At 66.1% G+C, this 12601-nt stretch carries 11 protein-coding genes; 7 read left to right on the top strand and 4 right to left on the bottom strand.

Features of this window, described 5'->3' with window-relative positions; all coding sequences use genetic code 11:
- Positions 1-2 precede the first annotated feature (2 nt).
- Entirely contained in the window at positions 3-728 is a 726-nt protein-coding gene (locus AB0J47_RS15260; protein WP_364345642.1) for a TetR/AcrR family transcriptional regulator, read from the top strand.
- On the opposite strand, the gene AB0J47_RS15255 is transcribed toward AB0J47_RS15260, so the two are convergent.
- Positions 718-1482: an NAD(P)H-binding protein gene (locus AB0J47_RS15255; protein WP_364345640.1), complete on the bottom strand. Its 765-nt coding sequence runs from the start codon at positions 1480-1482 to the stop codon at positions 718-720. The two genes, AB0J47_RS15260 and AB0J47_RS15255, sit on opposite strands and share 11 nt — an antisense overlap.
- A gap of 137 nt (positions 1483-1619) precedes the next feature.
- Positions 1620-3563, bottom strand: coding sequence for a TerD family protein (locus AB0J47_RS15250; RefSeq protein WP_364345638.1), 1944 nt, complete (start codon positions 3561-3563; stop codon positions 1620-1622).
- Between the two features lie 149 nt (positions 3564-3712).
- Between AB0J47_RS15250 and AB0J47_RS15245 the strand changes: the two genes are divergently transcribed.
- Complete coding sequence (locus AB0J47_RS15245; protein ID WP_364345636.1) at positions 3713-4207, top strand: hypothetical protein; 495 nt, start codon at positions 3713-3715, stop codon at positions 4205-4207.
- A 6-nt stretch (positions 4208-4213) separates the two neighbouring features.
- Here the strand turns inward: AB0J47_RS15245 and pabB are convergent, their stop codons facing one another.
- Positions 4214-6298 carry an aminodeoxychorismate synthase component I gene (gene pabB, locus AB0J47_RS15240; RefSeq protein WP_364345634.1) on the bottom strand — a complete coding sequence of 695 codons (2085 nt, stop codon included), beginning with the start codon at positions 6296-6298 and terminating at the stop codon, positions 4214-4216.
- A 309-nt stretch (positions 6299-6607) separates the two neighbouring features.
- On the opposite strand from pabB, the gene AB0J47_RS15235 reads away from it, so the two are divergent.
- The 3 genes from AB0J47_RS15235 to AB0J47_RS15225 all read left to right on the top strand — a co-directional run bounded on the left by AB0J47_RS15235 (position 6608) and on the right by AB0J47_RS15225 (position 9555).
- Complete coding sequence (locus AB0J47_RS15235) at positions 6608-7597, top strand: phosphotransferase family protein (protein WP_364345727.1); 990 nt, start codon at positions 6608-6610, stop codon at positions 7595-7597.
- Between the two features lie 77 nt (positions 7598-7674).
- Positions 7675-8250, top strand: coding sequence for a DinB family protein (locus AB0J47_RS15230; RefSeq protein ID WP_364345632.1), 576 nt, complete (start codon positions 7675-7677; stop codon positions 8248-8250).
- A 174-nt stretch (positions 8251-8424) separates the two neighbouring features.
- Entirely contained in the window at positions 8425-9555 is a 1131-nt protein-coding gene (locus AB0J47_RS15225; protein WP_364345630.1) for an NDMA-dependent alcohol dehydrogenase, read from the top strand.
- A 191-nt stretch (positions 9556-9746) separates the two neighbouring features.
- Here the strand turns inward: AB0J47_RS15225 and AB0J47_RS15220 are convergent, their stop codons facing one another.
- Positions 9747-10934, bottom strand: a complete 1188-nt coding sequence (locus AB0J47_RS15220) for a serine hydrolase domain-containing protein (protein WP_364345628.1) — start codon at positions 10932-10934, stop codon at positions 9747-9749.
- A gap of 85 nt (positions 10935-11019) precedes the next feature.
- On the opposite strand from AB0J47_RS15220, the gene AB0J47_RS15215 reads away from it, so the two are divergent.
- Both AB0J47_RS15215 and AB0J47_RS15210 read left to right on the top strand, forming a co-directional pair.
- Positions 11020-11850 (top strand): serine hydrolase domain-containing protein, encoded by an 831-nt coding sequence (locus AB0J47_RS15215; protein WP_364345626.1) that lies wholly within the window; start codon positions 11020-11022, stop codon positions 11848-11850.
- Between the two features lie 121 nt (positions 11851-11971).
- Positions 11972-12505 carry a DUF3145 domain-containing protein gene (locus AB0J47_RS15210; protein ID WP_364345624.1) on the top strand — a complete coding sequence of 178 codons (534 nt, stop codon included), beginning with the start codon at positions 11972-11974 and terminating at the stop codon, positions 12503-12505.
- The last annotated feature ends 96 nt before the right edge of the window (positions 12506-12601 follow it).

Below are 12601 nucleotides of genomic sequence, written 5' to 3'. Positions count from 1 at the left end.
CTATGAACACGTCCAAGCCGCGGGGGCGGGCACCGGTGGTTTCGGATGCGGATATCCGCCGGGTGGCCCGCGCACTGCTGGTCGAGCACGGTCCCGATGCGGTCACGCTGCGGGCGATCGCGCGCGAACTCGGCATAACCGCGCCCGCGCTGTACCGGTATTACAACTCGCGCGAGGACCTGTTGGAGAGTCTGCGCCTGGAGTTCTGCGCGGACCTCGCGGCCGAGCTGTCCGAGCAGATCGCCACGCTGCCCGATGACGGCGCGGTGCAGTTCTTCGCCATCTGCAAGGGATTCCGGCGCTGGGCGCTGGCGCACACCAGGGAATTCACCCTGGTGTTCGCCTCGCCGGGCGCGGGCCGCGCGCGCATGCTGCGCCGGTTCGACGAACCGTTCGGGCGGATCTTCCTCGCGGCCGCCGGTCGGCTGCTGGCCACCTACGATGTTGTGACCCCGCCGACCGATGTGATTCCCGCGGAGCTGCGCGATGATCTCGTACTGTTCCAAACCGAGCTGCTGGCAGCGCTTTCGGAGTCCGGACAGAAATTTCCGGCCGAAAAGCTCGACCTCGGCGTGACGTATCTGATGATCCAGATCTGGGCCCGGCTCTACGGGCACGTCACTCTCGAGGTATTCGGGAATTATCCGATCCCGCTGTCGAATCCGGAGATCCTGTTCGAGGCGATGCTGGCCGATCTGGGGCGCACGGCCGGGCTGATCAGCGAGTGAGTCGGCGGGAGAGCCATTCGGCGTAGCCGATGCCGACCGCGTCGCCGTTTCCGTTCAGGCAGAGGGCACCGGACCGAAGGGCGCGTCCGGCGCGTCCCGGGATCGGCACCGGGAGTGGAAGCAGCTTGCGGCCGGTGTGTTCGCGGTAGATATCGGCCAGTTCGGTGAGGGTATGCACGGTCGGTCCGGCGATATCCGGGATGCGTCCGGCAGGGCCGTTGTCCACCGCATCGGCGAGTCTTGTCGCGACGGCGTCGACGTCGATCGGCTGTATCTTCGCCGTCGAGCGCGGTGCGAGCCGCCAGCGTGCCGATAGGGCGAGGATTTGGGTGACGAGTTCGTGGAATTGGCTCGCGCGCAACAGTGTCCATGGGATTTCGCCGGTGGTGACTACCTGCTCCTGCTCCACCTTCGCGTGGTAATAGCCGAAGGGGACGAGATCGCAACCGACGATGGAGATTTCGACGTGATGGCCGATAGCCGCCTGCTGCTCGGCCGCCAGTAGACGACGCACGCCATCCACCATGACCGATCGGGTCCGGCTGCGGGCGCTTACCGCGTCGACGACGGTGTCGCAGCCGTCCAGTGCGGACTCCAGCCCGGAGCCGGTGGCAAGATCCGCGGACCGGTGCTCCAGTGTTCGATCCGCCGGGGCGCTCCGGCTCACCACGCGGACCTGATGTCCGCGCGCATTCAGTTCTCGAACCACCGAGGCCCCCAGTACCCCGGTCCCGCCGATTACCGCAATCCGCATGATCCCACTCCCTCCAAACGGCCCTGTTCGGTATGTCGCACGCTACGGCGGCGCGCCGCGCGGCTCAACATGCTTCATCACATATGCCTGGTTCGTCACATCGGTGTTCCGGTGCACGACCGCATGCGGTATCTGGATCAGATCCGCGCACCCTTCGCGCGGTTGCAGGAGCGACAGAGGATCTGCAGATTGGTCGCACTCGTCGCACCACCGCGGCTCAGCGGGATGATGTGATCGAATTCGAGGTAGTGGCCATCGCCGCATTCGACGCACTTACCGCCGTCACGTTGCCATACCTCGGCCTTGACCTCCTGCGGGATGCTGCGCGTGTCGCGCTGGCCGGGGGTGAGGACCAGGCGTTTGGCGACCCGTAAAGCCCCTTCCAGCGCGGCCGCGACGTAATCCGGATCGTCGACATCGAAGATGGCCCCACCGCGGGACGAGGTCGCCGCGACGACCACCGAACGCTGCTCGACATGCACCGAAACCACGCGGTTCCACGGCAATTCGGTGCCGGTATCGGTGCCGACGAACCGCAGCTTCTTATTGCTGGCGATCAGCCTGCCGTCGGTTGGTTTCGGTCCCCTGGCGAGCTGGCGGACGTGCACGGCGGGCAGATCGACATGGACCTTCTCCTCCGGATCCAGATGCAGGCCGGGCGTTCGCACCACCGGCAGATCACCTCCGCGCAACCGCGACAGCGTGCGCCCGCGATACATCCGCCTGCGCAGATCCTCGACCAGCGGTCCGCTGAGCGCCAACTCCTCGATCGCGTATTCGAACGCCTCGAACTCGGTCTGCTCGATCTCGCCGTCCGCGAATGCGAACGCGACCAGCCGCTCGACATAGGTCAGCGCCACATCCCGCAGCGCCGCCCGGCCCAGACCCTCATCAATTCGCTGATACCGCAGCGACGCCCACAACGCATCCCACTCCGCACCGCGCGGCCCGGCTGCGGTCAGGGCCCGCCAGGCCTGGGTATGCCAATGGGTGAGGAATTCCTCGATCTCATGCTCGCAGCTCTGACACGGCGCGAGCCCACCGAACAGCTTGCGGCGCCGGGGATTTCCGCACCGCTCACAACCGCGCGGACCAGGCCGCCGCCGTTCGTATGTGGCACTGGTCCATTCGACCCCATCCCACCACCGCATCCGTGCGGGGTTCTCGGGATCCGAATGCCAGTCCGCGCGTTCGGGATTCGGCGGTGCTGGTATCGGCGGCTCGACCTCGTGCCGCTGGCGCTCGAGGTTTACCCGCATGCCTGGTTGCGGTCGGGCGGGGCGCGCGTCGGCCGAGTCCGGGCGATGGGCGGCTCGGTCACCGGGCCCGGTGGCGGCGGTGTGGCGCCAAGCCTGATCTGCCCGGTTTGCGCCTAGCGTCCGTGGTCGGGTCGGTGCCGCATCGGGCCGAGCATGCTGTCCAGTCGGGTCCGCGTTGGCGGCGTCCTGGTCCCAGGGTGCAGTGTCGTACTGCCGGGAATCGGGCAAACCGGCCAACGCCGTGCCCATCGAGACACGTTGCTGCACTGGAGAAGTGGGTATCCGATCCGCGCGCGAGCGATCGGGTGTCGGTTCGGCGGGGTCGTCGATGGTCACGCCGAATTCGGTGACGAGTCCGGGGAGCCCGCTGTCCCACCCCTGGCCGATCGCGCGGAAGCGCCACTGGCCGTCGCGGCGGTAGAACTCGCCGAACATGATCGCCGAGACCGCATCGGGATCGGTGATCTCGAACCGGGCGATCGGCCCGTGCGCGGCCTCGATGGTGAGGGTGAGATCCGCGATATCGCCGAAGGTGCCGTCGTCGATCGATCCGGCGACCACGATCCGCGCCACATCGGATTCGGTGCGCGGTAGCGACACGCTCAGCCGCGCCGTCCCGGGGGCCGGTTCTTGATCGAGCGTCACCGCCTGCGACATATGTCGGGGTGCATTGAAGAACACCAGATCTCGATCCGTGCGCACCGTCCCGGCCTCCGCGAGCAACAGCGCATGCGCATCCACGGCATGCCCCGACCGCCATGAAACAACCACGGCAAGAAGGGAAGTCGGCACCGCCGCGTTGGCCCCTTTACTGAGTTTCATCGTGCTCGAACTATGCCACGAACCACCGACACGCCGACTCCGGCGGTCCATATCTTCGGCGGTGCGAGCGAGTCCGCGCCGACACGACACAAACCGGTCGGTCGGGGCATATCCGGCCTGGAGAGCGATGGGTGCGGCAGAGTGAAGGGATGACTACCCCGAAGGGAGGGGGCCGCAAGGCCTCGACTCCGAAGGCGCCGGGTGGGCGAGTGCCGAGTCCCGGCGATGTTCTGGCGGCCGCGCAATCGGCGGTGGAAGCGGCACAGTCGGCGGCGAGTCAAGTATTGGATGCCGCACAACTCACGGCTGGTCAGGCCTTCGATGCGGCGGTGCGCCTGCCACCGGCCTCGGCTCAGCTGGCGGCTGCGCTCCCGGATCTGATCGAGAGCCTCTCGATCGCCATCGACCGGCTCAACTCCACCATCGACCGCCTGGACCGCACCCTGGCGCTGGCGGACCCTGCCTTCGCCGCATACGACCGACTGCTGCCCCGGCTGGAGGCGATGATCGGCCTCGGCGAAGACCTCTTCATGGCCCTCGCCAAACTCCCCGGTGTCTCCCTCCTCGGCCGATTTACCGGCAAATCAGCCGATCCTCCCGCGCCACCACCCGAACCCCCGAAGCGCACCCGCCGCCGCAAGTAACAGGGCTCAATGGGGTGCGGCGCGGTAGGTGGCGGCGGCTTTGAGCAGGGTTTCGTGGTATTCGTCCTCGGGGTCGGAGTCGAGCACGATGGCACCGCCCGCGCCGATGCGCCAGTGTCCGTCGTGGCGGACGGCGGTGCGGATGACGATATTGAGATCGGCGGTGCCCGCTAGGCCGAGGAAGCCGATGGTGCCCGAATAGATGCCGCGCGCTTCGGTTTCCAGTTCGTCGATGATCTCCATGGTCCGCAACTTGGGCGCGCCGGTCATCGAGCCGCCCGGGAAACACGCACGCAGACAATCGATCACATCGACATTCGGCCGCAGTGTGCCACGCACGGTGGAGACCAATTGGTGCATGGTCGAATACGTCTCGGTGGCCATCAATTTCGGCACGTGCACACTGCCGACCTGGCAGACCCGGCCCAGGTCATTGCGCAACAGGTCGACGATCATCAGATTCTCGGCCCTGGTCTTGGAACTGTCGGCCAGTTCGCGGCGCAGCTGCTCGTCCTCGGCGGCGGTGGTCCCGCGCGGCGCGGTGCCCTTGATCGGCTTGCTCTCCACGGTGCGGGCGCGGTCCACCTTCAGGAAGCGTTCCGGTGAGGAGCAGGCGATTTCGAGATCGTCGAAGCGCAGATACGCCGCGTACGGCGCGGGATTGCAGCGGCGCAGCGTGCGGTAGAAATCGAGCCCGTCCGATTCGGCGGCGGCCATGGACGCGCTATCGGTAATGCAAATTTCGTAGGACTCGCCCGCAAGCAGCCGCTCCTGGCAGACGGCGATATCGGCGAGATACCGCTCCCGCCCGCGGGTGAACAGCGGCGCGACGGCGGCGGTGTCGGAGCACACCTCGAGTGTCGGCGGATTCGCCCATGTCGGTAGGGATTCCAGGACCTCACGGGTATCGCGCAACCAATCCGCGCCCGCCCGAAGGGCTTCCGGCGTGGGATCGGTGAGCGCGAGCAGATGGGTGCGCCCGCCGACATGGTCGACGACCACGATCCGATCGGCGAAGATCCACTGCGCGTCCGGTGTCGAGGCGCGATGCGCCGCATTCGCGCCACAATCGGCCTTCACCTCATAGCCCAGGTATCCGACGTAACCACACGCGAAATCGAAAGGCAGATCAGGTAGTTCGGTATGTCTCAGGTGTAGCTGTCCGGCGAGATAGTCGAGAATTCCGCCGGGTACGGTCCGCCGATTCCCGTCCGAGGATTCCACCGTCACCTTGTTCTCGCCGACCCGGTAGCGGATCACCTCGGCCAGCGGTCCGCTGGCATCGCCGAGGAAGGAGAACCGATCCAGTCCCGGTTCGACATGTTCGCTGTCGAGCCAGAATGCGGTGGGGGAGTTGCCGTATAGCCGCAGGAACGCGGCCTCGGTGTCGATCGCCCGCTCGATCACCGCATGCCGCAGCTGCCAGGAGCGCCGGGATTCGCGGAACTCGTGTCTACCCGTCAGTGGTTCGGCATTCTCGAACGGTGCGATGATGCTCGATCTAATGCGATGGCCCGCAGTAAGTTTCGCGAAGTTGCCGAGCAATGCCGCACCGTACTCGCTGGCGATCGATTCGGGATGGAACTGCACCCCCCAATGCGGTCTGCTCCGGTGTCGCACGCCCATGATCACCCCATCGGCCGCGACGGCGGTGATCTCGAGGCTGTCCGGTAGCGGCCGCTGCGCGCACAGTGAGTGGTATCGCACCGCGGTGAAACCCTCGGGCAGCCCGGCGAACAGTTCGTCACCGTCGTGCTCGATGTGATCGAGATAGCCGTGCCGCGCGATGGGTGCGGTCCGCACGATGCCGCCCGCCGCGACGACGAGGGCCTGATGTCCGAGACAGACACCGAGCAGCGGCAGTTCGGTCTCGCGGATCACCGCGGCCGAGATGCCGATATCCCGACCGACATCAGGACGACCCGGTCCGGGGGAGATGACGACATTGTCGAAGCGTTCCAGCCGCAGCCGGGCGATATCGTCGACCCCGTCATTGCGCACGACCGTGGGTTCTTCCCCGTTCACCTCGCTGATCAGCTGGTAGAGGTTGTAGGTGAACGAGTCGTAATTGTCGATCAAGAGCGTGCGCATCGTGCTCCGAACCCTACGCCGCACCGGTCGAAGCAAACTGTTGTCGTGTGCCGTCAGTTAGGTTCGGCTCGTGCCTGCGCCCTACTATGGCCGAAGCAAGGCGTAGAGGTGAGATCGTGATAGTTATTGATGTTCATGCTCTCAGGCGACAACTGATTTGGAGAGAACATGGGTAACTCATCGGGTACGCCCAGAACCGAGCAACCCGCTGAACCCTTGGTCCGCGACGTGACTGGTGGGGTGCCCGCCGACCGGCCAGAGGTTCCGGAAGGCGGGGGAGCCGTCGACTTCGCCGTCGTCGGTAAATGGATGGACGAGCAGGGCCTGCCTGCCGGTGAGTTCGAGGATGTGACCGCGCTCGGCGGCGGCACGCAGAACATCATGCTGCGCTTCGCCCGCGGAGGTAGGGACTATGTGCTGCGTCGCGGTCCGAAACATCTGCGCGCCAAGAGCAATGACGTCATCCGGCGCGAGGCCCGACTGCTCGGCGCGCTCGACGGAACCGGCGTGCGCGCGCCGAAGGTGATCGCCGCCTGCCCGGACGAATCCGTCCTCGGCGCGGTGTTCTACCTGATGGAGCCCATTACCGGATTCAATCCGCAGAACGAACTGCCGCAACCGCACGCGGGCGATCCGGAGATCAGGCGGCAGATGGGCCTGTCCGCGGTCGAGGCCATCGCCCGTCTGGGCTCGCTCGACTATCAGTCGCTCGGCCTGCAGGACTACGGCAAACCGGACGGCTTCCTGGAGCGCCAGGTACCGCGCTGGCTCGGCGAACTCGAGTCCTATTCGGCCAATGCGGGGTATCCGGGCCCGGAGATTCCGGGCGTGCGGCAGGTCGGGGAGTGGCTGGATCGGAATCGGCCCGCGCAGTGGACGCCCGGCATCCTGCACGGCGACTGTCACCTGGCCAACATGATGTTCTCCTACGACGGTCCGGAAGTGGCCGCGATGGTGGACTGGGAGATGTCGACCATCGGCGACCCGCTGCTGGACCTCGGCTGGCAGATCGCGACCCGTCCGGAGCCGGGCACCACGGGTGCGGCGCTGATCGGCAAACTCGGCGCTGTCGGCGGTCTGCCGACACCGGAGGAGATGATCGAGCACTACGGCAAGTTCTCCGATCGTGACCTGAGCAATGTCACCTGGTACACGGTGCTCGCCTGCTTCAAGTTGGGAATTGTGCTGGAGGGCACGCATGCTCGCGCATTCGCCGGCAAGGCGCCCAAGCAGGTCGGTGACTTCCTGCATGCCATCACGCTCGAGCTCTTCGGGCGGGCGCATCGTCTGATGGATTGAAACTCCGTGTCGGGATCTTGCCGATAGCTGGCTGAATATCTATCGCTGAGGATATTCAGCCAATCTAAGGTGGGCGCATGCCGATCGTTCCCGACGTCAAGAACTGGACCTGGGTCCTCGAACGCTCCTGTCTCGAATGCGGATTCGATCCGGAGTCGGTCACCTACGCGGCAGTGCCCGATCTGGCCCGTGAGTACGCGGGCCGTCTGGCGGCGACGCTCGGGCGTCCCGACGCGGCCGTCCGTCCGTCCGACTCCACCTGGTCGGCGCTCGAATACGCTGCCCACGTTCGCGACGTCTGCCGAATCTTCACCTATCGCGCGGCCATCGCGGCCCGCACGGATGCGGTGGATCCGAAGGTGCCCGGGTTCGACGCGAAAGGCCTCGACTCCGCCGACGGTGTCCCGGTGTTCTCGAACTGGGATCAGGACGTCACCGCTGGCGCCGACCAATACGACAAGCAGGATCCGCGAAAGGTCGCCGGGGAGCTGAGCGACGCGGCCGAGGCCGTCGCGCGGGCCTTCGCGTCGGTCCCCGAAGCCGCCCTCGGCAACCAGGCGCGACGCAGCGACGGTTCGGTCTTCACGGTCGAATCGCTGGCCGTCTACTTCCTGCACGACGTAATCCACCATGTGCACGACGTGCGCGGCTGAAGTCGGGCAATATCGGACCGGGACGGGTTCGCGGTCGTGGGGAATTGGAACGCGTTCGGGTGTTCTGTCAATCCGTGTCGACGAATTTTCGATCCAGTACTAGAACGCGTTCCAGTTTTCTCGTAGTGTGGGTGCAGTCACATAGAAGCCCGTGCATGCGAGAGGTCGACACGAATGAAGACGAAAGGCGCGATCCTGTGGGGGACCGACCAGCCGTGGTCGGTGGAGGAGATCGAGGTCGGCGATCCGGTATCCGGTGAGGTTCAGATCCGGATGGAAACCGCCGGTATGTGCCACTCGGACCACCACATCGTGACCGGCGCGACGCCGATGCCCGCATTCCCGGTGATGGGCGGCCATGAGGGCGCCGGCGTGATCACCAAGCTCGGGCCGAACTGCCCCGCCGATCTGCAGGTCGGCGACCACGTGATCCTGTCGTTCATCCCGGCCTGCGGTCGCTGTCCGGCGTGCGTGAGCGGCAATATGGCGCTGTGCGATCTGGGCGCGGGCCTGCTGATGGGTCAGGCCATCAGCGACGGCACCTACCGCATCCAGGCGCGCGGTGAGAATGTCATCCCGATGTGCCTGCTGGGCACCTTCTCGCCGTATATGACGGTGCACCACACCTCGGTCGTCAAGATCGACCCGAGTATTCCGTTCGAGGTCGCCTGCCTCGTCGGCTGCGGCGTTCCCACCGGCTTCGGTTCTTCCACCCACGTCGCCCAGGTCGCGCCCGGTGAGACCGTGGTGATCGCGGGTATCGGCGGTGTCGGCATGAGCGCGCTGCAGGGTGCGGTGCTCTCCGGCGCGTCCAAAGTCGTTGCCATCGACCCGAATCCGTGGAAGCGCGAGCAGGCGCAGAAGTTCGGTGCGACCCATACCTACGAGAGCATGGCCGCCGCCATCATGCCGCTGATGGAGGCCACCGAGGGGCGGATGGCGCAGAAGGTCATCCTGACCATGGGTGAGATGCACGGCGAATACATCGAAGAGGGACTCATTCTCACCGCCAAGGCGGGCACCCTGGTCGTCACCTCGATGGGGCGCATGGACGAGAACGACGTCAAGCTGAACAGCTTCCTGCTGTCCATGCTGCAGAAGACCGTCAAGGGCTGCATCTTCGGCGGTGGCAATGCCCGCCAGGACGCGCCGCACCTGCTGTCGCTGTACAAGTCGGGCCAGCTGAACCTCGACGATATGGTGACCCGTCAGTACTCCCTGGAGCAGATCAACGAGGGCTACCAGGACATGCTGGACGGCAAGAACATTCGCGGCATCATCAAGTACACCGAGGCCGACTGGTAATCCCCTGGATCCCGCTCGCCTAGCTCGTCCGCGACCTGCGTCACCAACTCGCACCGAACCAACTTGCCGAGCGGATTCTCACCGTCCCCGCCGATGCTGCGCTGACGACTTGGGTGCCGCGCACGAATTAGCACGCCGCGCATGAATTTGCCCGGCGAATCGATGCGTGGCGAACAAAAACGTGCGCAGCATCAGCGGGTGCAGCGGAGCAGGGCATTGCGGAGGTTGCGGCTGCGAACGTCGTCGAGGACGGCGAGGCCGAGGCGGTTCATCGAGTAGCCGAAGCCGAGACCGGTTGCCGGATCGGCGAATCCGAACGAGCCGCCGAGGCCCGTGGTGCCGTAGGCGCGTTTATCCGAGCCGAAACGGAACGAGCCGCGGGATTTGCGGAAGCCCAGGTGATAGCGAGACTTGGTGTGCAGCACCAGATCGTCGGCGGGCACGTCGTCGGCGGCGGTGGCGGCGAGCCGATCGAGCACCGTCTCGTCGATCGGCAGCGCACCGGTGCGACCCGCTGCCGCGCCGTACGTCTTGGCAAGCGACCTGGCATTGCCGACGCCATTGGAACCCGGCATCTCCAACTCGAGCAGCTCGCGCCTGCTGGCCCGCGCCGGTGCGCCGATGCGCGGATTGGTCAGTGCCGCATGGGAAAGTCCGCGCTTGGCGAAGATCTCCGCGCCGATGCGCACCGGAATATCGCGCTCATAGCGCAGGATGTCCGTGCCCTCGGTGGCGGCCAGGGTGGCGATCCGGTCCATGCTCTGCTCGGCGGGCAGACCGATGAAGAAGTCCAGGTCGAGTGGTTTCGCGATTTCCTCGGCGAAGATCCGGCCGAGGGTGCGGTGTTCCGGATCGGCGCGGCGCACGAGTTCGCCTTGATATAGGCCGAGGGTGATGGCGTGGTAGCCGTGCCGGGTGCCCGGCCGCCATGCGGGCCGCTGCGCCGCGAGGATCGTTGCGAGACCGTCGAGATCGGCGATCTGCGGCAGGCGCACCACGGCATCGAGTCCGGAAAGTCCGGCCTGATGGTCGATCAGCTGACGCACCGTGACCGCGCCCTTGCCCTGGGCGGCGAACTCCGGCCAGTACTTCGCGACCGGCTCTTCGTAGTCCAGCAGTCCCTTCGACGCCATCGTGGCGACCACGAACGCGGCCATGCCCTTGGTCGAGGAGAAGACCGGGACGATCGTGTCGCGTTCCCACGGCAGGGTCCGGCGGCGGTCCCGATGGCCAGCCCACAGGTCGACGACCGGGCGGTCGCCCGCGTAAACGGCCACGGCAGCGCCGATTTCGCCGTGCTGGGCGAAATTGCGGCGGAAGGCATCGGCAACGGGGCCGAAACCGGCCGCCACATCGCCGTGGATGGTGGGTGCGCTCATGATCGGTTGATGGTACCGGCGGTACCGACTTTCCTGTGCGGACGGTGCGGACATGCCGGGAACGGGCGTCTCGTACGCTCAATTCGTGCGTGCATTCGAGCAGATCAAGGACTGGCCGGTTCGGCATGCGGCGGCGGGTGTCGTCACCCGGGACGGGGCGCGGACGGCGGGTGAAACCGAGCGCGTATTCCCGCTCGCCTCGGTGACCAAGCCGCTGGTCGCCTACGCGGTGCTCGTCGCGGTGGAGGAGGGTGCGGTCGAACTCGATCAGCCCGCCGGGCCGCCGGGAGCTACCGTCCGGCATCTGCTCGCGCACACTTCCGGCATCGCCTTCGATACCACCGAGGTGATCGCCGCTGCGGGTACGCGACGCATCTACTCCAGCGCCGGATTCGAAATTCTCGCGGCCTTCGTCGCGGAGCAGACAGGGATCGCGTTCCCGGAGTACTTGCGCGAGGCCGTATTCGAACCACTCGGCATGACGGCCTCGGTGTTGGCGGGTCCGGCTGGACATGCGGGCCGGTCCACCGCGGCGGATCTGGTGCGCTTCGGTGCGGAACTGCTGGATCCCCAGCTGATTTCGGCGCGGACCCACGCCGAGGCGACCACGGTCGCGTTTCCGGGACTCAACGGTGTGCTGCCGGGTTACGGATCGCAGCGTCCCAACGACTGGGGACTCGGATTCGAGATTCGCGACGGGAAATCACCACACTGGACCGGCGGATCGAATTCCGCAGGTACCTATGGCCACTTCGGGCAGTCCGGCACATTTCTGTGGGTCGATCCCGAATTAGGGGTGGCGAGTATCGCTTTGAGCGACGAGAATTTCGGCGACTGGGCACGGGAGGCATGGCCCGTCTTTTCCGATGCGGTGATCGCCGAGGTGAACCTGGCTCGGAACTCGGTCGCGAAGTAACAGGTCGGACACGCCTCCGAAGTAACATGTGTAACTCGGGGCACTCCAGTACACTCGGGCAACGCCAGTACGACGGATCGTTGGGGAAGACGTTTCTCGTCGATTGCTGGAGGTGTCAGTGGTGCGCGCATCGAGTCAGTTCGCCGACGCGACGGCGGGTGTGGTCTATATCCACTCATCGCCGGCTGCGCTGTGCCCACATATCGAATGGGCACTCACCTCGGCCCTCGGCTCACCCGCGAAATTGCGCTGGACCGCACAACCCGCCGACGGTCAGCTGCGCGCGACCACCGACTGGATCGGTCCGGTCGGCACCGCATCGCGAATTGCCCAATCCTTGCGGTCCTGGCCGGTGCTGCGCTTCGAAGTCACCGAGGACCCCAGCGACGGCGTGGACGGTGAGCGCTACAGCTTCGTCCCGACCCTCGGCCTCTGGCACGGCTCCACCTCCGCCAACGGCGATGTCACCGTCGGCGAAATGCGTCTGCGCGCCATGCTGCAGGCCAACCGCGAACTCGGCAACTACACCGGCTACGACCTGGCTACCGAGCTCGACCGTGCACTGGGCACCCCGTGGGACGAAGATCTCGAGATCTACCGCTACGGCACCGAATCCGGCGCCGAGGTGACCTGGCTGCGCCGCGACGTGGGCTGATCGCACACTTGCGGTCGAGTGTGCAACCGCCCTCTCTACCAACCACTTTCGGTGCAATTAGGAGCCGCCGTTGGCCGACATGGGGATAACCCCGAG

Source organism: Nocardia sp. NPDC049737, assembly GCF_040674755.1.
In the GTDB taxonomy this organism is placed as follows: domain Bacteria; phylum Actinomycetota; class Actinomycetes; order Mycobacteriales; family Mycobacteriaceae; genus Nocardia.
The sequence above is the reverse complement of the archived record's forward strand: the minus strand, read 5'-3'. Positions and strand labels throughout refer to the sequence as shown.